A 26,076-nucleotide genomic window follows, 5' to 3' on the forward strand; every position below is an offset into this window, starting at 1 on the left:
CCACCGACGGGGCGTCGACCGAGCGACGGCGGGTCAGCGGCCCGGCGGCCGCCATTCGAACATCAGGATCGTCGCGTCGTCCCGCAGCTGCCCGCCGGCCTGCGAGTCCAGGATCGAGTGGATCAGGCGCCGCAGCGTCTCCGGGGCCAGCTCGCCCCCGGCCGTGGCCCGGATGACGTAGTCGGCGAACCGTTCGAGCCCGAACAGCTTCTCCTCCCGGGTACGCGCCTCGGTGACGCCGTCGGTGTACATCAGCACTCGGTCCCCGGGCTCCAGCCGTGTCTCGTGCGTCCGGCGCGGGTCGGGGGAGAGACGGGCCGGCGCGCCCATCGGCGGATCGGCTTCCCGCTCCAGGGCGTCGACCAGCAGCTGCTCGCCGCGGATGAGCAGCGGCGCCGGATGGCCGCAGTTGCTCCAGCGCAGCAGACCGGTCTCGAACTCCAGCTGGGCGAGGACCGACGTGCAGTACTGGTCCGGCAGCCAGCGGGCCAGCGCGTCGTCGACGCACTCCACGAGCGCGGGGAGATCGGATCCGTTGCGCCGGGCGTTGCGGCAGGCGGCCAGCGCCACCGCGCTCGTCAGACCGGAGGCGAGGTCGTGACCCATGGAGTCGATGACCGAGATGTGCAGTGTCGTCGGGGTGAGCGAGTGGTCGAAGGCGTCGCCACCGAGCTCGTAGGCCGGTTCGAGGACGGCCGTCGACACGACGTGCGCGTTGCCGATGGTGCGCGGCGGCAGGAACGCCCGGAGCATCTCGGAGGGGAGGTGCATGGGCTCGGTGCGGGTGTGCCGTACGAAGGAGTCCTCGAACGCCCGCTTCGAGGTGATCATCATGGCCAGCAGCGAGGCCAGCGCCCGCCCGCGGGTCAGTGTGGCGGAGGTGAGCGCGGACGAGTGCAGCGCCAGTACCCCGAGCCGCTCGGCGCCGTCCACCAGGGGCAGCCACGCCGTGACGCCGCCCGTTTCGGACTCCTCGACGCGCAGCGCCTGCGTCCGGTAGGCCCAGCCCGCCAGTGAACTGTCGACGGGGATGGCCGACGCCACGTCGGTCTGTGGCACGAGATGCCGTTGCTGGAGATCGACCAGGTAGACCGCGGCGTGTTCAAGGCCCAGCGCCTTGGTGCACCGGTTCAGGGCGGTGGCCAGGTCCAGCGTCAGATGGGTGGGATCGGCGAGGAACTCGTACAGCGGCGCGTCGCTCGTCTCTGACGTCGACACCTCGTCTCCCCTCGTCGAGAAACCCGTCGGGACGGGGCACGTTGCGCAGCAGTCTGGCACCGCCCGCCGGGCCTCGCCCGTCGAGCGGATCGCCCGCCGGGCGCTTCGGTCCGTGCGGACAGGGCACGCGTCACGTCGTACGACACCGAGAGCGAAGGAGTGGTGCCGCATGACCGAGTACGAGCGTTCCCGCACCATGCCCGCCCATCCCGAGCAGGTCTTCGACCAGGCCGCCGACGTCGGGCAGCTGGACACCTGGCTGCCCCGGGACCTGCACGTGGAGCCGGAGGAGCCGCCCGCCGTCACCGTCCACGAGGACCGCACCGACCAGGACACCTCAGCACTGCTGAGCGCCCGGCCCGAGCAGATGCGGCTCGAGTGGGGCACCCGTGACCAGGGCAGCTACGCGGGCTGGCTGCAGGTCGCCGGACTGGACAGCGGAGCCAGCGAGGTCACGGTGCACCTGTCGTTCTTCGACGAGGGACACGACCCGGGGCAGCGGACGGTGGCCGACGCCCTCGACAGCAGCCTGCGGCGCCTGGAGGAGCAGGTGCGGAGGCGCACCGACAACGCGGCCGGGTGAATTCGCGGGGACAAGGGCAACCCTTCGCCCCCATGTCGGGTCGTACAGGTCGTACGGGGAAAAGAACGACCGATACCGACGAACCGTCATGGGGGAAACATGCACGTCCACAACCGAGCGGTCCGCGCCACGGTGACCGCGCTGGCGGCCGGCGCCGCGCTCGCCGCGGCCACGGTCCCGGCGACCGCGGCGGCGCCGCGCCCCGGCCCGCCCGCCTTCCTGGAGCCGGCCGAACTGCCGCCGCACGCCACCTCCGGCTGGCACGCCGGGCCGGTCACCGCCGGGCAGCCGGACCCCCTGCCGATGTGCGTCGGCGAGGCGCTGCCGTCCACCGCCTCCCACCGCCGGTACTGGACCGAGTACGACACCGGTGCCCTCCAGGTCACGGTCGTCGAGCGCAGCGAGCGGCGGGCCGGGAGGCTGGCCGCCCTGCTCCGTGAGGACCTCGCCGGTTGCGCGCGGAAGGTGATGGAGCGGTACCCCGACGTCACCGCCACACAGAAGTACTACGGCCGGCTGAACGTGGAGGAGGGCGCGCACGTCTACGGCGTCCACACGGTCGCCGAGTGGGGCGCCTCCGACATCGGCCTGTTCTCGGTGGGCCGGGACGGCAGGACCGTGACCGTCGTGCAGTGGGGGCAGATGGGCACCTTCGAGCACGCTCAGGTGGCCGACTTCGGGGCCACCACGGTCAAGGCCGTCGACAAGCTGTACTGACCGGCCGACGCCTCCTCGGCGGCGCCGGCCACATCCGGACGGGCGGTCGGGCGGCGCCGGCTACGTCACGACGGGCGGCCCGCCGTCCGGGCGGAAGACGGCCCGCTGACCGTGCCGGCAGTGCACGATCCGGTCCGCGAGCCCCTTCCGGTCGGCCTCCGCCAGGAAGGCGTCGATCGGGGAGCGGAAGACGGTGTAGTCGTCGTAGTGCACCGGGAGGATCAACCGGGGGTCGAGGCGCCGGGCCAGTTCCGCGCCCTGGCGCCCGTCCATGGTCACCACGAAACCGCCGGGCAGCGTCGTGCCGCCGAGGTGCAGCACGGCCAGGTCCAGTCCGGGACAGCGCCGGGCGATCTCGTCCAGGCCGTCGAAGAGCAGCGTGTCGCCGGACACGTAGAGCCGGTGCCGTGCGGGGCCGTCGGCCGGGCCGAACTCCAGCAGGCTGCCCATCACCGGCGGCAGCAGGCGCCGCAGGGCGGGGAGTCCGGCGTGCCGGCCGGGCAGCGCCGTGATGCGCGCCTGCGCGTCCGCGTGCCGCACGGTCTCCGCCTGCCAGGTGCGCAGCCCCACGGCCCGGTGGAACCCGTACAGACCCTGCAGTCTGCGGGAGGCGTGCGGGGTGGTGACGATCGGCAGCGACCGTGGCAGCCGCCGCCGGGCCCTGCGGTCCCAGTGGTCGCCGTGCAGATGTGACAGCAGCACGGCGTCGAGCTTTGGCAGGTCGCCGGGTCCGAGCGCGGGCTCGGTCAGGCGGCGGCTCACCAGACCGTGCCCGAGGTAGGCGCGCTCGCCGCGGTGGAGGAAGTTCGGATCGGTGAGCAGGCTCAGCCCCCGGTACTGGAGCAGCACGGTCGCGTTGCCGACGAAGTGGATCCGCAGGGAGTCGTCCGGAGACGGGGGCATAAGGGCGATCCGATCCTGTCCGGGAGCAGGGGGCCGGGCCCGGCCGCTCGGGGCGGACCCTCACGGGAGGACGGAGTACCCCTCCCACGACGGCTCACCCCGCCGCCACAACCCCGCCGACGGGGCGTCGACGGCACCGCGCCCGCCCCGCCCGACCAGACCCGACAGGCCCGGGTGTCCGTGCGGCGGCCCAGGGCACTCGTCGGCCATGGACGCACACCGACGCCCCCTGATGGACCGCACGTTGCCGCTGCTCACCGAGGGGTACGCCTGGTTGCCCAACCGCATGCGCGACAGCGCCGACGCCGTGCTGCGCACCCGGCTGCTCGGCAGGCCCGCGCTGGCCGTGCGCGGACCGGAGGCCGTGCGCTTCTTCTACGACGAGGGACACGTCCACCGTCACGGTGCCATCCCCGCGCCCGTGCTGGACACCCTGTTCGGCCAGGGCGCGGTCCACACCCTCGACGGGGCCGCCCACCGCGCCCGCAAGGAACTCTTCCTGCCGCTGCTCGACCCCGAGCGCGTGGCCGGCCTCACCGAGCACGTCACCGCTGCCTGGGACGAGGCCGTACGCTCCTGGAGCGAGCGCCCCGCGTCGTGCTGTTCGACGAGGCCGGCGTGGTGCTCACCCGCGGAGTCTGCCGCTGGGCCGGACTCCCGCCCCAGGCCGTCGACGCGGAGCCACTGGCCCGGGACCTGATCACGATGGTCGACGGCTTCGCCACCCCGGGACCGCGCCATCTGCGGGCCCGCCGCGCCCGCGCCCGGCAGGAGGCGCGCATGGCCCGCCTGGTCGAGGACGTACGGCGCGGGAAGGTCTCCGCCCCCGCGGACTCGGTGCTCGACCGGGTCGCCCGGCACCACGACGGCCCGGACGGACCGCTGGACGCCGGGACCGCGGCGGTGGAACTGCTGAACGTGCTGCGCCCCACGGCCGCCGTGAGCTGGTTCGTGGCCTTCGCCGCCCACGCCCTGTACCGGTGGCCGGCCCACCGGGAGCGGCTGCGCGCCGGTGACGGCGCGTTCGCCACGGCCTTCGCCCACGAGGTCCGCCGGTTCTACCCGTTCGCCCCGTTCCTCGGCGGCCGGACCGTCACGGAGCTGACCTGGCACGGCGAGTCCGTCCCGGCCGGCGGGATCCTGCTGCTCGACGTCTATGGTCACCACCACGACGAGAAGCTCTGGGGCGACCCGTACACCTTCCGGCCACAGCGGTTCCTGGAGCGGCCCGCCGACCCCGACGAGCTGATCCCGCAGGGCGGCGGCGACCCCGCCACCGGACACCGCTGCCCCGGCGAGCGCATCACCGTGGGCCTGCTGGAGTCCCTGGCCGTGCGGCTGGCCCTCCTGGAGTACACGGTCCCGGAGCAGGACCTGCGCATCCCGCTGCGCCGCATCCCGACCCGCCCGCGCAGCGGCTTCGCCGTCACCGGCGTACACGCGCCCTGACGCGGACCGGCACCGGCCGGCACCAGTCGGCACCGGCCGGTACTAACGGTCGCCCTTGTGCCCTTGCCCCCGCCCCGGCTCCACGGCGTCCCGCCGTCCCGTCTGCTCCGCCTGGTCGAAGCGGACCAGTTCGGGGTGGTTGAGGTCGAAGGCCGGAGACTCGGAGCGCACACGCGGCAGCGCGTGGAAGTTGTGGCGGGGCGGGGGACAGGACGTCGCCCACTCCAGTGAACGCCCGTACCCCCACGGGTCGTCGACCCCTACCGGCCGACCGTACCTGGCGGTCTTCCACACGTTGTACAGGAACGGCAGCGTGGACAGTCCCAGCAGGAACGCGCCGATGGAGGAAAGGGTGTTGAGGGCCGTGAAGCCGTCGACGGCCAGGTAGTCGGCGTACCGGCGAGGCATGCCCTCCACACCGAGCCAGTGCTGCACCAGGAACGTGGTGTGGAAGCCCACGAACAGCGTCCAGAAGTGCACCTTCTCCAGCCGGTGGTCGAGCATGCGGCCCGTCATCTTCGGCCACCAGAAGCTGAATCCGCCGAACATCGCGAACACGATCGTGCCGAACAGGACGTAGTGGAAGTGGGCCACGACGAAGTACGAGTCGGTGACGTGCCAGTCCAGCGGCGGCGAACCGAGGATCACCCCGGTCAGACCGCCGAAGAGGAACGTCACCAGGAAGCCGGCCGCCCACAGCATCGGCGGTTCGAAGGACAGGGACCCCTTCCACATCGTGCCGATCCAGTTGAAGAACTTCACGCCGGTGGGGACGGCGATGAGATACGTCAGGAACGAGAAGAACGGCAGCAGCACCGCGCCGGTGGCGAACATGTGGTGCGCCCAGACGGTGGCCGACAGCCCGGCGATGGCGATGGTGGCACCGACCAGCCCCATGTAGCCGAATACCGGCTTACGGGCGAAGACCGGGATGATCTCGGTGACCACCCCGAAGAACGGCAGCGCGAGGATGTACACCTCGGGGTGGCCGAAGAACCAGAAGAGGTGCTGCCACAGGATCGCCCCGCCGTTCTCGGGGGCGAACACCAGCGAGCCGAAGTGCCGGTCCGCCTCCAGCACCAGCAGCGCCGCCGCCAGCACCGGGAAGGCCAGCAGCACCAGGACCGACGTCAGCAGCACGTTCCAGACGAAGATCGGCATGCGGAAGATGGTCAGGCCGGGTGCGCGCATGCAGATGATCGTGGTGATGAAGTTGACCGACCCCAGGATGGTGCCGAACCCGGCCAGCGCCAGCCCCATGATCCACAGGTCACCACCGAGGTAGGGCGCGTGGAGCGGGCCGCTCAGCGGTGTGTACGCGGTCCAGCCGAAGTCCGCGGCGCCCTGCGGGGTGAGGAAGCCGGCGAGCACGATCAGCCCGCCGAAGAGGAACAGCCAGTAAGACAACATGTTCAGCCGCGGGAAGGCCACGTCCGGGGAGCCGATCTGCAACGGCATGACCGCGTTCGCGAATCCGGCGAAGGTCGGGGTGGCGAACAGCAGCAGCATGATCGTGCCGTGCATCGTGAAGGCCTGGTTGTACTGCTCGTTGGAGAGCACCTGCAGCCCGGGCCGGGCCAGCTCCGCCCGGATCAGCATCGCCAGCACCCCGGCGATCAGGAAGAACCCGAACGACGTGATGAGGTACAGATGGCCGATCCGCTTGTGATCGGTCGTGGTCAGCCAGGAGACGATCACCCGCCCGCCGGCGCGGTGCTCCGCCGCCGGGAGGGGCGTGATCGGTTCGGTCTGTGTCGTCATCCGACCAGAGCATCCGAACCCCGGCCGCCCGCGCCGACGCCACGTCACGCGCCCACGCAGGTAGGACCGGTTGGCTGATCGTTTCTATCCGTCCGGGTGCGACATCTCCTCGGAGGGACGAAGCGGCCGTCACCCGAATGGCCCCCGCGCGCTACTGGTGACGGCCGATCCGGTGTCTCCTGGAGGGTGTCAGCGGCGTCCAGGCTGGGAGGCCGATCATGTACGAAATGTGCGTGGGCCCGGAGAAGGCGGGCGGAGCGTTGGTGTGGCACGTGATGGCCAAACAGGCCGCGGCCACCCTGTGCGGACAGCGACTCCGCGAACGTATTGAGGCATCCGACGGCGAACGGGCACGTCACTGCCCGGACTGCATGGCTTCGTTCGAGAAGCTGATGGCAGCCACGCCGTGCTGACGGACCGTCCGCGAAGTCGTCCGCCCCGTCGCATCCCGCGGCGGGGCGGACGACGTGGGGCGGTCGGCGGGAGCCACGGCGCGTCCCTCTCCGCCGTCGGCGCGTCCCTCCCCGCCGTACCGCGGGGGCCTCGCTTCGCCGTACAGCGGTGACCTTCTTCGCCGTACAGCGGGTGCTTCGCGGCCGTGGAACGGCGCGCGTCCCTGGCCGGTGATGGGTGTCGGCCACCGGAGACTATGGGTGTCGTCCCCGATATCCCCGCACCGGCCCGGCGTGTGACCCTGGAGTGACGCCGCGCCCCGGGGGCTTTTTCGAGGGCCGGGGATCGTTTCGAGGGCCGGGGATCGTTGCGGGAAGCCCCATCTCGCCCGCTTCGCGGGCGTTGCCGCGTGGTCTGTTCCGGGTGTGCCGTCCGCACCCCGAGTGCCGAGGCGGCCGGTGGTCATCTTGGCGTAGTGCCGTGGACGCGGTCCGGCTTGGGCGGCTGTCCGCCCGTGCGCTCCGCGGTCCGGCCCGGGCGTCCGCCCGTGCGCTCCGCGGTCCCGCTCCGGTCCGGAAGCGGTGTCACGGCACCGGCCGGTCGAAGGCGCCCGGCCGTACGACAGATGACGTGTCACAGACGAAGGAGAATGCGCATCCATCCCTGGCAAGTGAAGCCCGCCCGACCTTCCGCGCGGTCGAAGGCGGTGGCCCGTGGGACACGCTGACACCCTGCTCGCCATGGGCGGCGCCTTTCTGGCCGCCGCGTTCCTCGCCCGTCTCGGCGGCAGGATCGGACTTCCGACCATCCCCCTGTTCATGCTCGCCGGCATTCTGCTCGGCCCGCACACCCCCGGTTTCGTGCTGGTTAAGGACGCGCACGACTTCGAGATGCTCTCCGCGCTCGGACTGGTGCTGCTGCTCTTCTACCTGGGCCTGGAGTTCCACCTCGACGACCTGAAGGCCGGCGGCAAACGGCTGCTGACCGCCGGCGGCGTCTACCTGCTGCTCAACGTCGGCGCCGGGCTCGCCTTCGGATTCGTCCTCGGCTGGGGCTTGCGGGAGGCGCTGGTACTCGCCGGCGTGCTCGGCATCTCCTCCTCCGCGATCGTCACCAAGATCCTCATCGACCTGGGCCGGATCGGCCGCCCGGAGACCCGTCTGATCCTCGGTGTCATCGTCGTGGAGGACATCTTCCTCGCGCTGTATCTGGCCGCCCTCCAGCCGATCATCTCGGGCGCCCACGGTGCCTGGGACATCGCCCTCCAGGCAGGCAAGGCCTTCGGCTTCCTGCTGGTGCTGGCCGCCGCCGCCCGTTACGGCACCCGGCTCGTGGGCCGCCTGATCGCGACCCGGGACAACGAGCTGCTCGTCATCAGCTTCCTCGGTGCCGCGGTGCTCGTCGCCGGCGTCTCCGAGGTCCTCGGCGTCGCCGACGCCATCGGTGCCTTCATGGTCGGGCTGATCCTCGCGGGCACTCCCTCCGGACCCCGGATCCGCGAACTGGTGCACCCACTGCGGGACGCCTTCGCGGCGATCTTCTTCTTCGCCTTCGGGCTCGCCATCGACCCCGGCGACATCGCCTCCGTCGCGGGCCCGGTCGCCGCGGCGGCGGCCCTGACCGTCGTCATGAACGTCATCGCCGGGCTGTGCGTCGCCTGGGTCTACCGCTACGGCTCCGAGCAGGCCGCGGAGATCGCCACCACCCTGGTGGCCCGCGGGGAGTTCGCGCTGATCCTGGCCGCCATGGCCGCGGGCGCGGGACTCGACGGGAGGCTCGCGCCGTTCATCGCCGGATACGTCCTCGTCCTCGCCGTCCTCGGTCCCATCGTCGCGGGACAGTCGCACGTGCTCGCCGGTGCCCTGCGGGCCGCCGGGAGGCTGCTTGGCGGGGCGGGGAAGCCCGCCAGCGTGGCGGGTGGCCTGCCCGACGGGGACGCGGCGGCGGGCGAACCGCCGGCCGCCGTGTCGTCCCGGGACTCGGCCTCGGCTTCGGCCTCGGCTGCGGGATCGGCTGCGGGATCGGCCTCGGCTGCGGCTTCTTCCTCCGCTTCGGAGCCCGCGGACGCCGAGCGGTAGGAGCGGGGAGGGCCCCGGCGGTCCGGGACCGGCCGTACCGGCCGCCGTCCGCGGCCGGTACGGCCGGTACGGGAGGTCTTCGATGATCCCCGGTCAGGTCCCCGGCCGGTACGCCCCTCGGTGCCCCGGTGGGACAATCTGCCCGCAGGGTCGGTGTCCGATGCCGTGGTCGGAACCGTCCGGGACCGGAAGGAGCCGTCAGGATGATCGAGTGGGTGCCCCTGGGCAGCGGAGCCAGACCCGTCCCCCGGCCGGTCTCGGCTCCGCTGGTGTGGGCGGGAGCCTTCGGCGGCGCGCTCGCCCTGGTGGCGCTCATCAACGGCACCATGGGCTCGGGCCGTCCGGGACTCGCGCTGGCCGTGCTCTCCGTGCTGGCGGCCCTGCTCGGGCTCTGCGCCCGCTTCACGGCCGCCCCCGGAACGGCCGTCCTGTGCTGGCTGTCCCTCAACGGCTTCGCCATCCCGCCCGCCGGCACGCTGACGTGGGCCGGCCGGAGGGACGCGGTCTGGCTGGGCTGTCTGCTCGGCGCGGCCCTCGTCGGCACGGCACTGGCCCGCCTGGTCCACGCGCGGGCCGCCTACCGCCGGCTGACCACGGCGACCGGCCCCGACGGACCGGAGCCGGGCGCCCGGCCGGGCGACTTCTGACCGGCGTTCGACCGGCCCACGCGACCGGCGACCGGCGGCCGGGGTCCCGACCGGTACTCGGAAGGGCCCCCGGCCGGCGGTCGGGGAGGACCCCGCCGGACACCGGCGAAGCCCTCCCCGCCGCCCCCGGGTCAGGCAGTGTGCAGCGTCAGCCCGTAGCGGTTCAGTATCTCGTTGACGGGCTGGTACCAGGTCTCCCCGCCGCTGGAGCAGTTGCCCCAGCCGCCCGAGGTGACGCCCTGCGCCTGGTCACCGCTGATGAAGGAGCCGCCGGAGTCGCCGCCCTCGGCGCAGACGCTGGTCTTGGTCATCTGGTGCACCGCGCCCTGGCTGTAGTTGACCGTCTCGTTCTTGGCGAGGACCGTGCCGCAGTGCCAGTGGGTGGTGGAGCCGGAGCGGCAGATCGAGGCACCGACGGGTGCCTCGTTCGAGCCGCGCACCAGCCGGTCGGGAGTGGCGCCCCAGCCGAGCACGACCGGCACCGTCCACCAGCCGCTGCCCACGCTGACCCAGGCGTAGTCGTTGCCCGGGAACGACGATCCCTGGAACGTTCCGATGTGCGAGCCGTCCCAGCCGCGGACCGCCCCTCCCGCACCGCCGCAGTGCCCGGCGGTGACGAATCCGCCGTGCACCGAGAAGCCGATGGAGCAGCGCACGTTGCCGGTGTAGTACGGGTCGCCGCCGACGGTGCCCGCCGCGAGGGTCTGCGGGGCCGACGGGACTGTACGCACGGTGACGGGACCGGCCTCGCGGGCCTGGCCCACGAAGCGCCGGACATCGTTGTCGCCACGCTCGCCCTCGACCACGCCGACGACCACCGAGTTGGCGGCCGGGTCGACGTGCCAGCTGCTGACGCCGGCGGGTGCGTCCAGGCGGTCGATGCGGGTCTTGGCCGCGTCGAGCTGACGCGCGCTGTGCTCGACGGTGCGCACGTGCGCGCCGGTGGCGCCGACGGCCCGGACCGTCGCGGGAGTGGCGTCCGACGTGACGGCCACGGTGAGTCGCCCGCGGTCGGCGTCGAACCAGGAGCCGCCGAAGGCGTCTCCGGCTGCCCGGCGGGCCGTGGGCGCGAGGTCGGTGGCGCGGCGTTCGGCCGCGAGCCGGTCCTCCGCCTCGGCCCGGGTGAGGCCGAAGTCGCGCTGCATGGCGTCCAGGAGACCGGCGGAGGCCGGTTCCTCGGCGGAGGTGGCGGAGGTGGCGGAGGCGATGGGGGAGTCGGCCGCCGCGGCCGGCAGCGTGCCGACGGCGGTCAGGCCGCTGCCGAGCACGAGGAGGCCGGCCAGGCCGAGGTGCCTGATTCTGCTGCGTCTCACGGGAGTTGCCCTTCGTCGTTCCAGCAAGGTGGGGTGGAACAGATGGGTGGAACAGCCGCGGTCTGAGAGCGCTCTCATCTGGGTTGGTCCGAGCTTAGCCAGAGCGGAACGTCAGGTCCATGCCAATGCAGGACCTTTCGTCGGGCCGGTCCGGGGATCACACGCGGGGCGCGCGGGGCGCGCAGGGCGCGCGGGGCGCGCAGGGTCGCGGAGAGAAGGAAGAGCCGGTTGGCCGGTCGTGGACGGGGCACTCAGTGCTGCGTCCTTGCAGTAGTGACGGCTTCTGGACGTGGGAGGCACGCGTGGCGGTTCGGCATCGGTTGATCCAGGCGAGCCCGCGGGCGGTGTGGGACGTGCTCGCGGACGGCGACCAGTACGTGAAGTGGGTGGTGGGCCCGTCCGAGGTCACCCCCAAGACCGGACAGTGGCCGCGGGTCGGCGCGACGATCGCCTACGAGGTGCGGGTCGGGCCGCTGCGGCTGAACAACGAGTCGGTGGTCAGACACTGCGTGGAGGGCTCCGTACTGGAGCTCGAGGCGAAGGCGGGCAGGCTCGGCACGGCCCGCATCGCCATCGAACTGCGCCCCTGGGGCGAGCAGTGCCTGGTGCTCGTGGACGAACACCCGCTGCGCGGTCCCGGTGGCCTGCTGCACAACGTGGGCGTCGAGGCGCTGATCCAGGTGCGGCACCGCGCGATGCTGGCCCGGCTCGCCGAGCTGTGCGAGTCCGAGTCCGGGGACGAGTGCCGGCCGGATCCCGAGGAGCGGGCCGGGTCCGTGGAGTTCGGTGCGGAGACCGGCCGTGCCTGACGCCGTCGTGATCGGGGCCGGCCCCAACGGGCTGGTGGCGGCGAACCTGCTGGCGGACGCCGGCTGGAGCGTGGAGGTACTGGAGGAGCAGCCAGAGCCGGGCGGAGCGGTGCGCCACGACAGCGAGGTCGCCCCCGGTTTCGTCAACGACCTGTTCAGTTCCTTCTACCCGCTCGCCGCCGCGTCCCCCGTCCTGGCCGGACTGCGGCTGGAGGACCACGGGCTGCGCTGGGGCCACGCCCCCCACGTACTCGCCCACCCCCTGACCGACGGCACGTGCGCGGTACTCGACCGCGACGTCGGCACCACGGCCGCCTCCCTCGATGCCTTCGCACCCGGGGACGGCGCCGCCTGGGACCGCCTGCACGAGGTGTGGGACCGCTACCGGGCCGACATCCTGGACGCCCTCTTCACGCCTTTCCCCCCGGTCCGGGCCGGTGCCCGGCTGGCGCTGCGGCTGCGCGGCGGGGGCGGGCTCCGGCTGGCGCGCACCCTGGTACTGCCGGTGCGCCGCCTGGGAGAGGAGGAGTTCCGAGGCGAGGGCGGAAAACTGCTCCTGGCCGGCAACGCCCTGCACGCCGACCTCGCGCCCGAGGCGGCCGGCAGCGGCGGCTTCGGCTGGCTGATGTCGATGCTCGGACAGACCTACGGCTTTCCCGTGCCGGTCGGCGGCTCCGGCGCCCTCACCGCGGCCCTGGTCCACCGGTTGCGGGCGCGCGGCGGCACCCTGCGCTGCGGACAGCGCGTCGAGCACGTCCTGGTGCGCGACCGGCGCGCGGTGGGCGTCCGTACGGCCGGCGGGGAGACGGTCACCGCACGGCGGGCCGTCCTCGCGGACGTCTCCGTGCCCGCGCTCTACGGCGATCTGGTCGCCCCGGAGCACCTGCCGGACCAGGTCCTCGCCGACCTGCGGCGCTTCCAGTGGGACTTCGCCACCTTCAAGGTGGACTGGGCGCTGGACGGCCCCGTGCCCTGGCGGTGCGAGGACGCGGCCCGGGCCGGGACCGTGCATCTGGCCGACGGTCTGGACGAGCTGACCCGGTTCGCCGCCCAGATCGCCATGCGGCGGGTCCCCGACCGCCCCTTCTCGCTCTTCGGCCAGATGACGACCACGGACCCGACCCGCTCGCCGGGGGGCACCGAGTCCGCGTGGGCCTACACCCACGTCCCCCACGACATCCGGGCCGACGCGGGCGAGGAGGGCATCACCGGCAGCTGGGACACCAGGGAGCGGGAACTCATGGCCGACCGCGTCGAGCGTCAGGTGGAACGCTTCGCGCCCGGCTTCCGCGCGCTGATCCGGGCCCGGCGGGTGCTGGCCCCGCCGACGCTCCAGGCCATGAACGCCAACCTGGAGGGCGGCGCCATCAACGGCGGTACCGCCGCCATGCACCAGCAGCTCGTCTTCAGGCCCGTGCCGGGCACCGGGCGGCCGGAGACCCCGGTGGCCGGGCTCTTCCTCGCCTCCGCGGGCACCCACCCGGGAGGCGGAGTGCACGGGGCGCCCGGGTCCAACGCCGCGCGCGCCGCCCTGCGACAGCACCGGTTCGCCGGCCTCACTCGGGTGCAGCGCACCCTCACCCGCCGCGACCGCGTGGGCGACAAACGATGAGACGCCGGCGTGGGACCGGCCGACCGCCCAGCCCCCTCGACCACCCACCCCCCTCGACCACCATCCGTGTTCCCGAGGAAAGGGCCCAACGGTGACAGGCAGCCCCCTCCAGAACCGCACCGTCGTGGTGACCGGCGCCGCCCGCGGACTGGGCGCCGCCCTGGCCCTGGCGTGCGCCCGCCGGGGCGCCCGGCTCGCGCTGCTCGGCCACGAGAAGCCGCGACTGGACGCCGTGGCGGCGGACCTGCCGGCCCCGGCGATCGCCGTCGAGGTCGACGTCACCGACCCCGCCGCGCTGGAGGAGGCGGCCACCGAGGTCCGCGGCCGTCTGGGGCCGCCGTCGGTCGTGGTGGCGAACGCCGGCATCGCGGAGGGCGGCCCGTTCGCCACCTCGGACCCCGCCGAGTGGCGGCGCGTCATCGACGTGAACCTGACCGGCAGCGCCCACACGGCCCGGGCCTTCCTGCCGGACCTGTTCCGCACCGAGGGATACCACCTACAGATCGCCTCGCTGGCCTCGCTCGGCGCCGCCCCCATGATGAGCGCGTACTGCGCCGCCAAGGCGGGTGTGGAGGCCTTCAACCACTCGCTGCGCGCCGAGGTGGGCCATCACGGGGTCGCCGTGGGCATCGCCTACCTCAACTGGATCGACACCGACATGATCCGCGACGCCGACCGGTACGCGGTCCTGCGCGAGCTGCGGGGGCACATGCCGCCTCCTGCCCGCCGCACCTACCCGGCGGACCATGTCGCCGCCCGGCTGGTCCGCGCCGTGGAGCGCCGCCGTACGGCCGTGTACGTGCCCGGCTGGCTGCGCCTGGCCCAGGTCGGGCGCAGCACCCTGCCGCCGATGGTCCTGCGGCTGTCCCGCCGCGAGCTGCCCCGGCTGGAGGCCGAGGGCGCCATGGACCCGACCGGTCCGCTCGGCGCGGGCGGGCGGGCCGACCGCGCGGCCGAGGGGACGGGGGCGTAGCGCCACGGGGACCGTGGTCAGCGCGCCCCGAACCGTCGCGCCACGGCCCGCAGCAGTGCCGAGCGCCCCTGGTCCGGCACCGTCCACAGGGTCTCCCCCCGTACGCCCCACCGCTCGAGCAGCGCGTTGGCCGCGAGGAACCCGGAGGTGGCGGCGCGTTCCATCAGGGCCACGGGCAGATCCGTACGGACCAGGTCCCCGGCGACCACGACGGACGGGTCGCACGTGCGGACCGTCGGACGGTCACGGTAGCCGCCGACGGTGAACAGCGGGCAGTCCGCCCGCCACTCGTGCCGCTCCCCCATGACGCGGGCCTCCCTGGTCTCCGGATACACCTGGTGCAACTGGTCGACGAGGCGCTTCTCCTCGACCTCCCGGACGGCCGTCGACGGGAGGGCGTAGGCGTGGAGCTCGACGACCGAACCTCCGGTACGCGCCGCCCAGCGCGCGGCCTCGCCCTCCCAGTGGGACAGCACGCTGACGTTGTCCAGCGAGCCGTAGCCGCTGGTGCCGAGGAAGCCGGGCCGGCCGGACGCCACCGGACGGTCCAGCCACAGCCGGGTGACCAGGAAGGGCGGAGCGGTCCGTAGCCGTGCCACCCGCTCGCGCCACCCGGCGTCACCCAGGCGCGGGGAGCGGCCCACCACCTCCCGCAGGCCGCCGGTGTCCAGAGCGAGCACGACCGCGTCGTACGGCCGGGCACCGGCGGCGTCGACCACCAGGTGGCCGCCGGACGGACCGGGCCGGACGGCCTCGACGGACGTACTCGTCCGCACCTCGGCGCCGTGCCGCCCCAGATGAGCCGCGAGCGGGTCCCACAGCGCCTGCGGGAACGGCTCACCGGGGACGTCGAACAGCAGTCCCTCGCTGGAGCCGAGGAAGTAGATGTGGAACATCAGCGCCATCTCCGCGGCCGACAGCTCCCGCGGGTCGGCGAAGAAGCTGCGCGAGAACACCTCGAAGGCCAGATGCCGTGCGGCCGCGGGGAAGCCGATGGCGTCGAGGAAGTCGTGGGCGCTGACGTCGTCCAGCCGCTCGTGGACACGGCGCGTACGGATGTCCAGGAGCGGCAGGGCAGCGGCGGGCCGCAGGGCCGGCAGGTCGCGCAGCCCGAAGCTGGGGCTCAGGGCGACGAAGCCGAGGGCGCTGAACGGGGGAGTGCGCGGCACCCGGCGGAAACCGTCGCACAGCCCGCTGCTGTGCCGCAGCGGATAGTCCGGCAGGCCGGTCAGCATGCCCAGCTCGGGATCGGACCGGCGCAGCAGACTCCGCAGGTTGTAGTACTGGCGGAAGAAGGCGTGGAAGCCGCGGCTCATCGTGGCGGACGTGCCGTCGGGCAGGCCGACCGGCCAGCCGGACACCCGGCCGCCGAGCACGGGTTCGCGCTCGTGCAGCACCACCCGGACTCCCCGCTCCGCCAGCACGGTCGCCGCCGCCAGCCCCGCGATGCCGCCTCCGACCACCGCCACGGACGGCGGATCACCGGTCACCCGCTCCCGTCCCGCCCGGGGGACGACGGCCTGCGCCCGCCGGTCCCGCCCCGGCAGCGCCGCCCCGCCCCGCCGCCTCACCGGACACCGCCTTCCCCCACGCCACCCGACCGCGCACGCTCCGTCCGCGTGCCGCCCGCCTCGGCCCCGTCCGTCTGCGCGTCGTACGTCTCCGTGTCGGCGCGGCGGCCGACGAAGGTGTGGGTGATGCCCGTCTGCCAGCCCGGCAGCGGCAGGACCCGGACCCTCTCGAACCCGGCCCGGCCCAGCCTCGCGCCGAACGCCGGTGCGGTGTCGAACGCCGCGACGCTGCGCCACAGATGCCGGTACAGGTCTCGGTCGCCCGTGGCCGTGCCCAGCGGCAGGATGACGCCCCGGCACACCGCGTCCCACACGAGACGGTCCACACGCCGCCCGCCGAGCGCGTACTCGTGCACCGCCAGCCTGCCACCGGGAGTCAGCAGCCCGTGCACCGTGCGCAGGACGGCGTCGGGGTCGGTCAGGTTCCGGAACAGGTAGCCGGCGAGGACCGCGTCGAAGGGTCCGCCCACCTCGGCCCGGTGCAGTTCCTCCGCCGGGGCGTGCACGAAGCGCACCCGCGACGGCCACCGCTTGGCCCGGGCCCGCTCCAGCATGCCCGCCGAGGCGTCCACCCCGACGATCTCCGCGGCGGGGAAGGCCGCGGCCAGCGCCGCCGTCGACGCTCCCGTGCCGCAGCCCAGGTCAAGTACCCGGCGTCCGGCGCCGCCGTCCGTGAGGCCGAGCCGGCGGGCGGAGCGGAGCAACTGGGCGTGGTATCCCGGGTTGAGCGCGACCAGGCGGTCGTAGCGGCCGGCGCCGTGGTCGAAGGCGGCGGTCAGCGCGGAGTCGCGCAGCAAGGGCGGCATCGGGGCTCCCTGAAGGACGGGCGGCTTTCGGACGGTTCTTTCGGAGGGTGGCTCTCGGACGGGATGGGTTTCGGACCGGATGGGTTTCGGACGGGTGCCGCTCAACGGACGGGGTCGTCCCGGCGCGACAGCCACGGCAGCTCCGCCGCCGTACGCAGCATCGGCAGGACGGGGGTGCGCACTCCGACCGCGAGGTCCTCGTACAGCCGGGACCGCCCGTCGAGGAAGCGCAGCAGCCGCCCGGCGGGTACGCGCTCGAACAGCCGGAAGAAGAGGTCGGGGCCGTCCACCCGGCCGGTGTCCAGCGCGCGCAGCAGTACCGCGTCCATCAGCCGGGCCCGCGCCGGGTGCGGAGGCGGCGGCACCGGGCGGCGGCCCGCGCGCACGGCCCGGGCGATGGCGTCGGACTGCCGCTGCACGGCGGCGAACGTGTACCCGGTGGAGGCGCGCGTCGCCCCGCCCGCGGCCCCGATACGGAAGACGGCCCCGGAGCCCTCGGCCCGCCGCTCGAAGGCGGCGTCGGTCATCGGGATCACCCCCTGCTCCGTCGACAGGACCTCCGTGGCGCCGGTGCGCAGGACGCGGCGCGTGTAGTCCTCCAGGGCGCTGTCGTACGCGTCGGACGTCAGCGGCGCCGGTCCGAACTCGGTGTACTCGACCAGCGCGGTGTGCCGCCCGGTCGGGAGGACGTAGCCGAAGGACAGGCCACGTCCCGGCTGCCCGGTGCGAAAGTCCATCAGGTCGACCACCCCCGGATCGAAGACCGGCCGTTCGGTGCGGACGAACCAGCCGCGGAAGTGCTGGAGGAGGCGGGTGCGGGCCGGCGGCAGGCGGTCCGGTGGGCGGGAGTCGAAGACCCAGCGGGCACGCAGGCCGACGTGGGCTCCCCTCGCGTCCGTGGCCGGCACGCACGCGGTCCCGTCCGGCAGGGTGGTGACCGTTCCGGCGGTCGCCTCCAGGCGCCGCAGCCCCGGCCGGTCCTTCAGGTCGCGGTCCACCAGTGCCTCGAAGTCGTCCGAGCGGATCATCTTGTAGCGCGCGGGCGCGATGTGCCGCAGGACGACCGCTCCGTCCCGGCCGCGTACCCGCAGCCACTCCCACGACGCCGTCGTCGCCGCGTCGAAGCGGCCGGGACCGGACTCCCAGAAGCACCAGGTGCGGCGTGGGGCCCGCAGCGGACCGGGCGGCGGATCGACCAGGACCGCGGTGGGCGCCGCGGCACGCGGAGTCCCCGCCGGGAGCCTGTGCACCAGGGAGAGACCCGCCGCCCCGGCACCCACGACGACGATGTCCGCGTCGACCACGGTTCACCTCCCTTCCGCCTGCCCGCCGGTCCGAAAGCCCGCCGGTCCGGCCGTCCCGCCCCGCTGCGGCTTTCGGCTTTCGGCGGAGTATTCCGGTCCCCCGCCGTCCGTGGATGCACGGCGCGCTGGACGTCCCCAGGGCGGGTACCCGCCGAGCGGGTGACTACCGGGCGTGAACGGACCGGCGCGGCATCGTGCCGCGGGCGACGGGGGAAGGGATGACGCCGAGTCACCCCACCCGCCTGCGGCCGTGGCCGTGGCCGGGCCCCGCACGGTGCATCCGAGGAGTGCCGCTCGGCGGAAGTAGCCGCGACAGCCGACGTACCCGACATGGCTCACCCCCGCAGCCGACGACGAGAGGACCCGGGATGCGCTCCAGCACGGCCGACGAGAGCAGGGAACAGCCGCGTCACCGGTCGCCCGCGGGCAAGGACCCGCGATGACACGGACCGTGACCGGCCGCACCGACCACGTCGTGGTCGTCGGGGCGGGGCTCGCGGGCCTGTCCGCCGCCCTGCACCTGCTGGGCTCCGGACGGCGGGTGACGGTCGTGGAACGCGACCCGCTGCCCGGCGGCCGGGCCGGACGGCGCGAACTCGGCGGCTACCGACTCGACACGGGCCCCACCGTCCTGACGATGCCCCATCTGGCCGACGAGGCGTTCGCCGCCGTCGGCGACCGGCTGGCCGACCGCGTCGAACTCCTCCCCCTCCACCCCGCCTACCGGGCGTGCTTCGCCGACGGCGGCACCCTGGACGTCCACACCGACGCCGTAGCCATGGAGGCCGAGGTCGAACGGTTCGCCGGGGCCCGGGAGGCGGCCGGATACCGGCGGCTGCGCACCTGGCTGCGGCAGCTCCACGACGTGCAGATGCGCCGGTTCATCGACGCCAACTTCGACTCGCCGCTCGGCCTGCTCACCCCCGACCTGGCCCGGCTCGCCGCCCTCGGCGGCTTCGGCCGGCTGGACGCGCGCATCGGACGGTTCCTGACGGACGAGCGGCTCAAGCGCGTCTTCTCCTTCCAGGCCCTGTACGCCGGTGTCGCACCGGCCCGGGCGCTGGCCGCCTACGCCGTCATCGCCTACATGGACACCGTCGCCGGCGTGTACTTCCCGCGCGGCGGCATGCACGCCCTGCCCCGCGCCATGGCGGACGCCGCCGCCGACGCCGGAGCCGACCTGCGCCTCGGACAGGACGTCACCCGGCTGGAACGCTCCGGCAACCGCGTCACCGCCGTCGTCACCGCCCACGAGCGCATCCCGTGCGACGCCGTCGTCCTCACCCCCGACCTGCCCGTCGTCCACCGGCTGCTGGGCCGCCGCCCGCGCCGCCCGGTCGGGCTGCGGCACGCGCCCTCCGCCGTCGTCCTGCACGCCGGCACCACCCGCACCTGGCCGCACCTCGCCCACCACACGCTCTCCTTCGGCGCCGCGTGGCACCGGACCTTCGACGAACTGACCAGGACCGGCACCCTCATGACCGACCCGTCGCTGCTGATCACCCGGCCCACCGCCGGTGACCCCTCCCTGGCCCCCGAGGGCCGCCATCTCCACTACGTCCTCGCGCCCTGCCCCAACACCGACATCGGACCGGGCGCCCGGGAGTGGACCGACCTCGCTCCCCGCTACCGCGACCGCCTGCTCACCACCCTGGAACGCCGGGGACTGACCGGCATCGCCACCGCCATCGAGGAGGAGTGCCTGGTGACGCCCGCCGACTGGACCACCCAGGGGCATGGCGCGGGCACGCCCTTCTCCGTCGCCCACACCTTCGCCCAGACGGGGCCCTTCCGCCCCCGCAACCTGGTGCGCGGCACGGACAACGCGGTCCTCGCGGGCTGCGGGACCACCCCGGGCGTCGGCGTGCCGACCGTGCTGATCTCCGGGAAGCTGGCCGCCGCCCGCATCACCGGAACACCGGCACGCGCCACGGCGGCGAGGGGCGGGCGCCGATGACCCACCGCGAACTGGACGCCGCGGGCATCACCGACCCGGCCCTGCGCGCCGCCTACACCCGGTGCCGGCTCCTCAACGCCCGCCACGGACGCACCTACTTCCTGGCGACCCGCCTCCTGCCCGCCGACCGCAGGCCGGCCGTGCACGCCCTGTACGGCTTCGCACGGTGGGCGGACGACATCGTCGACGACCTGGGCACGGACGCGACCGCCGCCGAACGGGCGGCCACCCTGGCCTGCCTCGAAGAGCAGCTGCGGCAGGCGCTGACCGGTGCCCGGCCCACCGCGGAACCCGTCGTGCTCGCCCTGGCGGACACCGCCGCCCGGTACGCCATCGACCCGGCGCACTTCACCGACTTCATGGCCTCGATGCGCAGCGACCTCACGGTCACCGACTACGCCAGCTACGACGACCTGCGCGCCTACATGCACGGCTCGGCCGCCGTCATCGGCCTCCAGATGCTGCCCGTGCTCGGCACCGTGACCGCCCGCGCCCGGGCCGCGCCGCACGCCGCCGCGCTGGGCGTCGCCTTCCAGCTGACCAACTTCCTGCGTGACGTCGGCGAGGACCTGGACCGGGGCCGGATCTACCTCCCGGCGGACCTGCTGGCCGCGCACGGCGTCCAGCGGGACCTGCTGCTGTGGAGCAGGCGCACCGGCCGCCACGACCCCCGCATCACCGCCGCGCTGAGGGCCGCCGAGGCCCTCACCCGCGCCGTCTACCGTGAGGCCGCGCCCGGACTGGCCATGCTGGACCCGGTCGCGCGACCGTGCATCCGTACCGCGTACGTCCTCTACCGGACCATCCTCGACGCCATCGCGGCCGACGGGTACGCGGTACTGCACCGGCGCGCGGTGGTGCGCCGCCGCCGGCGCGCGGTCGTCGCGGCCGACGGACTGGCGAGGGTGCTGGCCGCCCGGCTGAAGGCACGTGGCTCCGCCGCCCACCGGACCCCGCCCGTGCCGAGTCCGAACGACGTCTGCTCCCGCTCCGCCAAGGAGGCCGGATGAGTGCGACCCCCCGCCCCCGCCGGGGCCGCTTCCCCCTGCGGCTGCGCCGCCGCCCCGTCCCCTGGCAGCGGCAGCGGCCCACCTGGCGCGAGGCCCGGCCCGCCGTCATCGCCGGGGCGCTCGAGCGCGCCCTGGCACGCCCCTCGGGCAACTGGTACGTCCTCGGCGCGAGCTCCGGCGTACGGCCCGACCGCCCGCTGTCGGGCACGGTCGCCGGCGTGGAGGTCGTCGTCTGGCGGGACGGGCGCGGGCGCCTGGTGGGCGGGCCCGGCGCGTGCCCCCACCTCGGCGCCCCGCTGGCCGACAGCCCGCTACGGTGCGGGACACTCGTGTGCCACTGGCACGGACTCGCCCTGGACGGCACCCCGTTCGCCGGGTGGGAGCCCTGGCCGGTCCACGACGACGGCGTACTGGTGTGGGTGCGGCTGGACGCGGTGGGGGAGGAGCCACCGGCCCCGGCGCCCGTCGTACCCGCCAGGCCACCGCGGGCGACGGCGCTGACGTCCGTCTGGCGCGGAGTCGGGATCTGCGAACCCGAGGACGTCGTCGCCAACCGGCTCGACCCGTGGCACGGCGCCTGGTTCCACCCGTACTCCTTCGTGGACCTCACCGTCGTCGAGACACCCGTCGAGACACCCGTCGAAACGCCCGGCGGGACGTCCGCCGAGGGCGAGGACGACGACCGCTTCGTCGTGGACGTCTCCTTCAGGCTCACCGGCCGGCTCGTCGTACCCGTACGGGCCGAGTTCACCGCGCCGGAACCCCGCACCGTCGTCATGCGCATCACCGACGGCGAAGGCACCGGGTCCGTCGTGGAGAGCCACGCCACGCCGCTCGGCCCGGACGGAAGCGGCCGGCCGCGCACCGCGGTCGTCGAGGCGGTGCTCGCCACCTCCGACCGGCCGGGATTCCCCGTGGCCCGCCGCCTGGCACCCGCCCTGCGCCCGCTGATGCGCGCTGCCGCCGGCCGTCTGTGGCGCGACGACCTCGCCTACGCCGAACGCCGCAGACACCTGCGCGACCGCGGCCGGTTCCCCGGCTGACCGGAGAGGACAGCATGCAGACCTTCCTGCCCCACCCCGGCTTCCGCGAGTCGGCACTGGCCCTGGACCGCCGTCGGCTGGGCAAACAGCGGGTCGAGGCGCTCCAGGTGCTGCGCGGCCTGACCGTGCCCGGCTACGGCTGGCGCCGGCATCCGGCGGTGCGGATGTGGACGGGCTACGAGGAGGCACTCGTCCGGTACGGCCTGGAGGTCTGCCGGGTCTGGCGCGAGCGGGGCCACCAGGACAGCTGCGCCGCCTCACTCGTCTCCGGACTCGCCGTGCGCCGTCCGGGTGAGCCGGTGCGGGACCAGCCGGAGCTGGCGCACGCCGGGGAGCTGCCGCCCTGGCTCGGGGACGACGCCTTCCACCGCAGCCATCGGTCGGCGCTGGTGCGCAAGGAGCCGGAGGTGTACGCCGAGCTGTTTCCCGGGGTCCCGGACGACCTGCCCTACGTGTGGCCGGCCTCGGACCGGGAGAGCGGCGAGGCGGGAGGCGGCGTCCTCTAGGGAGGACGGTCAGGCCCGCTGCTCGCCCGCGAGTTCCTTCAGGTCGACCGTCTGGTCGGCCGGCGGCTGTTCGGCCTCCACCGGCTCGCCGTACTCGCTGAACGTGACGCTGCCGGGGTTCTTGCCGCCCTCGGACGTGGACTTCAGGATGTACGGCTCGCCCTCCGTGGCGACGTACAGGGCGAGGGTCTCGCCGCCCGGGGCCTCCTTGGTCAGCTTCAGGGCGTCCTCGCCGTTCACCTCCGTCGTGGAGCCGCGCTTCATGCCCCGGCGCTCGGACTTGTCCTCGTCCATGGCGGCGACGAAGCCCTGCTTGTCGCAGACACCGGCGGTCGTGGCGTCGTTCGCCGGCATCCTCACCCACTTGTCCCGCAGCTTCGGCGCCATCTGCCGCGCCTCGTCGGGCTGCTGCTTCAGGGCCTCCTGCCAGTACTGCCCGTCGCCGCGCAGATAGAGGGTCGCGTCGGTGTGCCGCACGTCCGCCTCGGCCTCGCCGGTGCCGATGGTGCCCTGGCAGTTCTTCTCCTGGTCGACCGAGACGTCGATGGTGACACTGCCGCCGCCCTCCAGACGTGTGTCGCCCTTCACGTGCATGGACTTCGCCTGCCGGGTGGCCTCGACGGCCTTCGCGGCGATGTCGTCGGCGCTCTGCCCCTCGAACGGCTTGCCGTCGTCGCCGGAGCCGGCACCGGAATCGCCGCCGCAGCCGGCCAGTAGGGCGACCGAGACGCTCGCGGTCGCCACGGCGGTTGCCACTTTGCTGGTGCGCACTGGAAGTCCTTTCCCATGTGGGTCCATTACCGTCGGATCCGTCAAATCCCTTGGTTTCCCGATGTGTTGGCACCGGGACGTTCCGACTACCCCGATTCCCCCCGTATGCACGTGAGGGAGAAGCCGTGACGCCCTTGTGAGGGCCGTCGCCGCCGATTGGTCCCCGACGGCGCCCGCGAAGTGGACTCCGTGACGGGCCGCCGCGCTTCCTAGTGTCGTGGGCATGAACGCCACCACCACGCGCGGGGCCTTGCTCGCCGCGCTCGCCTGTGTCCTTGTCGGAGGCTCCTTCACCGCCAACAGCCTGCTCGGCGACTACCCGTACGCGGGCGGTCAGTTCCTGCGCTACGGGCTGGCCTTCCTGTTGCTCATCCCGCTCGCCGGCTCCGGCGCGCTGACCCGGCTGCGCGCGCTCGGTGCCGCCCGGTGGATGCGCCTCGCGGTCCTCGCGGCCGTCGGCATGGTCGGCTTCAACCTGGCCGTCCTCTTCGCGGAACGCACCGCGGAACCGGCGGTCCCCGGCGTCTTCGTGGGCTGCGCTCCCGTGGTCGTCGCCGTCCTCGTTCCCCTCCTGGAGGGGCGCCGGCCACAACGCGTCGTGCTGTACGGATCGCTGTTCGTGGCCGTGGGCGCCTTCACGGTCCAGGGCTGGGGGCGCACCGACGGCGCGGGTATCGCCTTCTCCGTGTGCGCCCTGCTCGGCGAGGTCGGATTCGCCGTCCTCGCCGTGCCCGTACTGCGCCCGCTGGGGCCCTGGCTGCTGTCCACGGTGGTCTGCGGGATCGCGGCGGCCGAGTCGGCGCTGATCGGCCTGCTGGTCGACGGCGGCGGGTGGCTGCCGCGGCCGGACGCGGTCGAGACCGGCGCGCTGCTGTGGCAGGCGGCGGTGGTCACCGTCATCGGGTTCGTGTGCTGGTACATGGGCATGCAGCGGATCGGGGCCGAGCGCGCCACCCTGTTCTCCGGTCTGATCCCGGTCGCCGCCGCCTGCACCGCCCCGCTCGTCGGCGCCGGCTCCTACGGCGCCCCGCAGGCCGTGGGCAGCGCCCTGGTCTGCGCCGGGGTCGCCGTGGGGTCGGGCGCCGCGTCGGTGTGGTTCGCGCGCCGGGGCCGTGCGCCCGGGACGCGTCAGCGGGTCCCGGAGCGATCCTTGGAGAAGCTGTAGAGGTCCTTCGAGGTGGTGATGAGCTCCGCCTGCTCCTGCCGGGAACCGACCATGGGCTGCGAGCCGTTCAGCGGCACCTGGGCGCTCTCCGGCAGGAACCGCACGGTCACCAGACCGATGGCCCCGGCCACCATCAGGTAGTAGGCGGGCATCATGTCGTCGCCGGTGACGCTCACCAGCGCCTCGGTGAGCAGCGGCGTGGTGCCGCCGAAGGCGGCGACGGCGAAGTTGAAGCCGATGCCCATGGCCGCGTAGCGCACCGCGGTCGGGAACAGCGCGGGCAGGGTGGCGGCGGTCGGCGCGGCGAAGCAGGCCAGCAGGGTGGCGAGGAGCAGGATCCCGGCGACCGGCGCCCAGGTGCCGTCCGCCTTCAGCAGCAGGAAGGCCGGCACGGCGAGGACGATCATCGCGATGGCGCCGGCGGCGTACAGCGGGCGGCGGCCGACATGGTCGCTGAGCCGGCCGAGGAAGGTGATCAGCAGCACGATCCACACCATGCCGATCAGCACCAGCACGTCGGCGAAGCCGCTGGAGCGGCCGAGGGTCTCCGTCTGGTACGTGGGCAGATAGCCGGTGACCATGTAGTTGGTGACGTTGTAGAGCAGCACCAGGCCCATGCAGATCAGCAGCGCACGCCAGTGCTTGTGGATGATGGTCCTGAACTCGCTGCCCGCCGACTCCTGGGCGAGGCTCTTCTCGTGCTCGTCGAGCTGCTGCTGGAAGGCGGGGGACTCCTCCAGCTTGAGCCGCATGTACAGGCCGATGAGGCCCAGCGGACCGGCGATCAGGAACGGCACGCGCCAGCCCCAGTCGAGCATCTGGCCGTCGGTCAGCGCCAGGTTCAGCACGGTGACCAGCGCCGAGCCGAGCGCGTAGCCGACGAAGGTGCCGAAGTCGAGCCAACTGGAGAGGAACCCGCGCCGCCGGTCGGGTGAGTACTCGGCGACGAAGGTGGTGGCGCCGCCGTACTCGCCCCCGGTGGAGAAGCCCTGGAGCATGCGGGCGAGCAGCAGCAGGACCGGGGCGGCGATGCCGATGGTGGCGTAGCTCGGGATGAGGCCGATGGAGAAGGTGCCGATCGCCATCAGGATCATGGTGGTGGCGAGCACCTTCTGCCGCCCGACGCGGTCACCGAGCGGGCCGAAGACGAGGCCGCCGAGCGGGCGTACGACGAAGGCCGCGGCGAAGGTGGCGAAGGAGGAGATGACCTGGGCGGTCGGGGAGGCCCCGGGGAAGAACACCTTGCCGATGGTGGCGGCCAGGTAGCTGTAGACGCCGAAGTCGAACCACTCCATGCAGTTGCCGAGCGCCGAGGCCCCGACCGCGCGCTTGAGCAGCGGGCCCTCGACGATCTGGACGTCGTCCTCGCCGAAGGCGCGCTTGTTGCGGCGGAGCCGGCGGGTCAGTTCCTCGCGCACCTGTCGCGGCAGGTGCGCGACCGTACTCGGCATCTTCACCCGGCTCAGGGGCCCGGACCCGCCGTCAGG

General features: G+C 73.7%; 21 protein-coding genes and 1 pseudogene. 13 read left to right on the plus strand and 9 right to left on the minus strand.

The features are described 5' to 3' along the window. Positions 1 to 33: 33 nt before the first annotated feature. Positions 34 to 1,218 carry a PP2C family protein-serine/threonine phosphatase gene (locus ACH4NX_RS05095; RefSeq protein ID WP_398126948.1) on the minus strand — a complete coding sequence of 395 codons (1,185 nt, stop codon included), beginning with the start codon at positions 1,216 to 1,218 and terminating at the stop codon, positions 34 to 36. A gap of 169 nt (positions 1,219 to 1,387) precedes the next feature. On the opposite strand from ACH4NX_RS05095, the gene ACH4NX_RS05100 reads away from it, so the two are divergent. Further along, a complete protein-coding gene (locus tag ACH4NX_RS05100; RefSeq protein WP_398126947.1) occupies positions 1,388 to 1,801 on the plus strand; it encodes an SRPBCC family protein in 414 nt (137 codons plus the stop codon). A 99-nt stretch (positions 1,802 to 1,900) separates the two neighbouring features. After that, the gene (locus ACH4NX_RS05105) at positions 1,901 to 2,518 is read left to right on the plus strand and encodes a hypothetical protein (protein ID WP_351400168.1); all 618 of its coding nucleotides are present in this window, start codon (positions 1,901 to 1,903) and stop codon (positions 2,516 to 2,518) included. A 60-nt stretch (positions 2,519 to 2,578) separates the two neighbouring features. Here ACH4NX_RS05105 and ACH4NX_RS05110 read toward each other — a convergent pair whose 3' ends face one another. Further along, on the minus strand, positions 2,579 to 3,421 hold the full coding sequence (locus tag ACH4NX_RS05110; RefSeq protein ID WP_398126946.1) for an MBL fold metallo-hydrolase: 843 nt from the start codon (positions 3,419 to 3,421) through the stop codon (positions 2,579 to 2,581). A 208-nt stretch (positions 3,422 to 3,629) separates the two neighbouring features. Here ACH4NX_RS05110 and ACH4NX_RS05115 point away from each other — a divergent pair. Next, positions 3,630 to 4,870, plus strand: a pseudogene (locus tag ACH4NX_RS05115) (cytochrome P450). A gap of 42 nt (positions 4,871 to 4,912) precedes the next feature. Here the strand turns inward: ACH4NX_RS05115 and ctaD are convergent. After that, positions 4,913 to 6,631 carry a cytochrome c oxidase subunit I gene (ctaD, locus tag ACH4NX_RS05120; protein WP_351400165.1) on the minus strand — a complete coding sequence of 573 codons (1,719 nt, stop codon included), beginning with the start codon at positions 6,629 to 6,631 and terminating at the stop codon, positions 4,913 to 4,915. 1,106 nt (positions 6,632 to 7,737) lie between these two features. Here ctaD and ACH4NX_RS05125 point away from each other — a divergent pair. Together ACH4NX_RS05125 and ACH4NX_RS05130 are read left to right on the plus strand one after the other, a co-directional pair. Continuing rightward, positions 7,738 to 9,102, plus strand: coding sequence for a cation:proton antiporter (locus tag ACH4NX_RS05125; protein WP_398126945.1), 1,365 nt, complete (start codon positions 7,738 to 7,740; stop codon positions 9,100 to 9,102). A 203-nt stretch (positions 9,103 to 9,305) separates the two neighbouring features. Further along, positions 9,306 to 9,749, plus strand: a complete 444-nt coding sequence (locus ACH4NX_RS05130) for a hypothetical protein (RefSeq protein WP_351400162.1) — start codon at positions 9,306 to 9,308, stop codon at positions 9,747 to 9,749. 131 nt (positions 9,750 to 9,880) lie between these two features. Here ACH4NX_RS05130 and ACH4NX_RS05135 read toward each other — a convergent pair whose 3' ends face one another. Continuing rightward, on the minus strand, positions 9,881 to 11,062 hold the full coding sequence (locus tag ACH4NX_RS05135) for a S1 family peptidase (RefSeq protein WP_351400161.1): 1,182 nt from the start codon (positions 11,060 to 11,062) through the stop codon (positions 9,881 to 9,883). Positions 11,063 to 11,364: 302 nt separating this feature from the next. Between ACH4NX_RS05135 and ACH4NX_RS05140 the strand changes: the two genes are divergently transcribed. The 3 genes from ACH4NX_RS05140 to ACH4NX_RS05150 all read left to right on the plus strand — a co-directional run bounded on the left by ACH4NX_RS05140 (position 11,365) and on the right by ACH4NX_RS05150 (position 14,456). Next, positions 11,365 to 11,871, plus strand: a complete 507-nt coding sequence (locus ACH4NX_RS05140; protein ID WP_351400160.1) for an SRPBCC family protein — start codon at positions 11,365 to 11,367, stop codon at positions 11,869 to 11,871. Continuing rightward, positions 11,864 to 13,483: an NAD(P)/FAD-dependent oxidoreductase gene (locus ACH4NX_RS05145; RefSeq protein WP_351400159.1), complete on the plus strand. Its 1,620-nt coding sequence runs from the start codon at positions 11,864 to 11,866 to the stop codon at positions 13,481 to 13,483. Before ACH4NX_RS05140 ends, ACH4NX_RS05145 begins: the two co-directional genes overlap by 8 nt. 91 nt (positions 13,484 to 13,574) lie before the next feature. Continuing rightward, positions 13,575 to 14,456, plus strand: coding sequence for an SDR family oxidoreductase (locus ACH4NX_RS05150; protein ID WP_351400158.1), 882 nt, complete (start codon positions 13,575 to 13,577; stop codon positions 14,454 to 14,456). Between the two features lie 17 nt (positions 14,457 to 14,473). On the opposite strand, the gene ACH4NX_RS05155 is transcribed toward ACH4NX_RS05150, so the two are convergent. The 3 genes from ACH4NX_RS05155 to ACH4NX_RS05165 all read right to left on the minus strand — a co-directional run bounded on the left by ACH4NX_RS05155 (position 14,474) and on the right by ACH4NX_RS05165 (position 18,137). Continuing rightward, entirely contained in the window at positions 14,474 to 16,027 is a 1,554-nt protein-coding gene (locus ACH4NX_RS05155) for an FAD-dependent oxidoreductase (RefSeq protein WP_398126944.1), read from the minus strand. Continuing rightward, a complete protein-coding gene (locus ACH4NX_RS05160; RefSeq protein WP_398126943.1) occupies positions 16,024 to 16,833 on the minus strand; it encodes a methyltransferase domain-containing protein in 810 nt (269 codons plus the stop codon). Before ACH4NX_RS05160 ends, ACH4NX_RS05155 begins: the two co-directional genes overlap by 4 nt. 101 nt (positions 16,834 to 16,934) lie before the next feature. After that, positions 16,935 to 18,137 carry a lycopene cyclase family protein gene (locus tag ACH4NX_RS05165; RefSeq protein WP_351400155.1) on the minus strand — a complete coding sequence of 401 codons (1,203 nt, stop codon included), beginning with the start codon at positions 18,135 to 18,137 and terminating at the stop codon, positions 16,935 to 16,937. A gap of 439 nt (positions 18,138 to 18,576) precedes the next feature. Between ACH4NX_RS05165 and crtI the strand changes: the two genes are divergently transcribed. The 4 genes from crtI to ACH4NX_RS05185 are packed head-to-tail and all read left to right on the plus strand — an operon-like array spanning position 18,577 to position 22,653. Beyond that, positions 18,577 to 20,094: a phytoene desaturase family protein gene (gene crtI, locus ACH4NX_RS05170; protein WP_351400154.1), complete on the plus strand. Its 1,518-nt coding sequence runs from the start codon at positions 18,577 to 18,579 to the stop codon at positions 20,092 to 20,094. Continuing rightward, positions 20,091 to 21,104, plus strand: a complete 1,014-nt coding sequence (locus ACH4NX_RS05175) for a phytoene/squalene synthase family protein (protein WP_351400153.1) — start codon at positions 20,091 to 20,093, stop codon at positions 21,102 to 21,104. Before crtI ends, ACH4NX_RS05175 begins: the two co-directional genes overlap by 4 nt. Then, positions 21,101 to 22,147, plus strand: a complete 1,047-nt coding sequence (locus ACH4NX_RS05180; RefSeq protein WP_398126942.1) for a DUF5914 domain-containing protein — start codon at positions 21,101 to 21,103, stop codon at positions 22,145 to 22,147. The genes ACH4NX_RS05175 and ACH4NX_RS05180 overlap by 4 nt, the downstream gene beginning before the upstream one ends. Before the next feature lie 14 nt (positions 22,148 to 22,161). Further along, entirely contained in the window at positions 22,162 to 22,653 is a 492-nt protein-coding gene (locus ACH4NX_RS05185) for an MSMEG_6728 family protein (protein WP_351400151.1), read from the plus strand. A 9-nt stretch (positions 22,654 to 22,662) separates the two neighbouring features. Here the strand turns inward: ACH4NX_RS05185 and ACH4NX_RS05190 are convergent, their stop codons facing one another. Beyond that, positions 22,663 to 23,424: a hypothetical protein gene (locus tag ACH4NX_RS05190; protein ID WP_351400150.1), complete on the minus strand. Its 762-nt coding sequence runs from the start codon at positions 23,422 to 23,424 to the stop codon at positions 22,663 to 22,665. A gap of 223 nt (positions 23,425 to 23,647) precedes the next feature. Between ACH4NX_RS05190 and ACH4NX_RS05195 the strand changes: the two genes are divergently transcribed. After that, positions 23,648 to 24,589, plus strand: coding sequence for a DMT family transporter (locus tag ACH4NX_RS05195; RefSeq protein ID WP_398126941.1), 942 nt, complete (start codon positions 23,648 to 23,650; stop codon positions 24,587 to 24,589). On the opposite strand, the gene proP is transcribed toward ACH4NX_RS05195, so the two are convergent. Then, positions 24,553 to 26,040: a glycine betaine/L-proline transporter ProP gene (proP, locus tag ACH4NX_RS05200; protein WP_351400177.1), complete on the minus strand. Its 1,488-nt coding sequence runs from the start codon at positions 26,038 to 26,040 to the stop codon at positions 24,553 to 24,555. The two genes, ACH4NX_RS05195 and proP, sit on opposite strands and share 37 nt — an antisense overlap. Positions 26,041 to 26,076: the final 36 nt, after the last annotated feature.

The sequence above is a fragment of the Streptomyces sp. NPDC017225 genome, assembly GCF_044331465.1.
GTDB lineage: Bacteria > Actinomycetota > Actinomycetes > Streptomycetales > Streptomycetaceae > Streptomyces.

Bases quoted from the DNA above. Each gene is read 5' to 3' on its own strand.
- ACH4NX_RS05100 (WP_398126947.1), top strand. From the start codon at position 1,388: ATGACCGAGTACGAGCGTTCCCGCACCATGCCCGCCCATCCCGAGCAG.
- ACH4NX_RS05105 (WP_351400168.1), top strand. From the start codon at position 1,901: ATGCACGTCCACAACCGAGCGGTCCGCGCCACGGTGACCGCGCTGGCG.
- ACH4NX_RS05110 (WP_398126946.1), bottom strand. From the start codon at position 3,421: ATGCCCCCGTCTCCGGACGACTCCCTGCGGATCCACTTCGTCGGCAAC.
- ctaD (WP_351400165.1), bottom strand. From the start codon at position 6,631: ATGACGACACAGACCGAACCGATCACGCCCCTCCCGGCGGCGGAGCAC.
- ACH4NX_RS05130 (WP_351400162.1), top strand. From the start codon at position 9,306: ATGATCGAGTGGGTGCCCCTGGGCAGCGGAGCCAGACCCGTCCCCCGG.
- ACH4NX_RS05160 (WP_398126943.1), bottom strand. From the start codon at position 16,833: ATGCCGCCCTTGCTGCGCGACTCCGCGCTGACCGCCGCCTTCGACCAC.
- crtI (WP_351400154.1), top strand. From the start codon at position 18,577: ATGACACGGACCGTGACCGGCCGCACCGACCACGTCGTGGTCGTCGGG.
- ACH4NX_RS05175 (WP_351400153.1), top strand. From the start codon at position 20,091: ATGACCCACCGCGAACTGGACGCCGCGGGCATCACCGACCCGGCCCTG.
- ACH4NX_RS05180 (WP_398126942.1), top strand. From the start codon at position 21,101: ATGAGTGCGACCCCCCGCCCCCGCCGGGGCCGCTTCCCCCTGCGGCTG.
- ACH4NX_RS05185 (WP_351400151.1), top strand. From the start codon at position 22,162: ATGCAGACCTTCCTGCCCCACCCCGGCTTCCGCGAGTCGGCACTGGCC.
- ACH4NX_RS05195 (WP_398126941.1), top strand. From the start codon at position 23,648: ATGAACGCCACCACCACGCGCGGGGCCTTGCTCGCCGCGCTCGCCTGT.
- proP (WP_351400177.1), bottom strand. From the start codon at position 26,040: ATGCCGAGTACGGTCGCGCACCTGCCGCGACAGGTGCGCGAGGAACTG.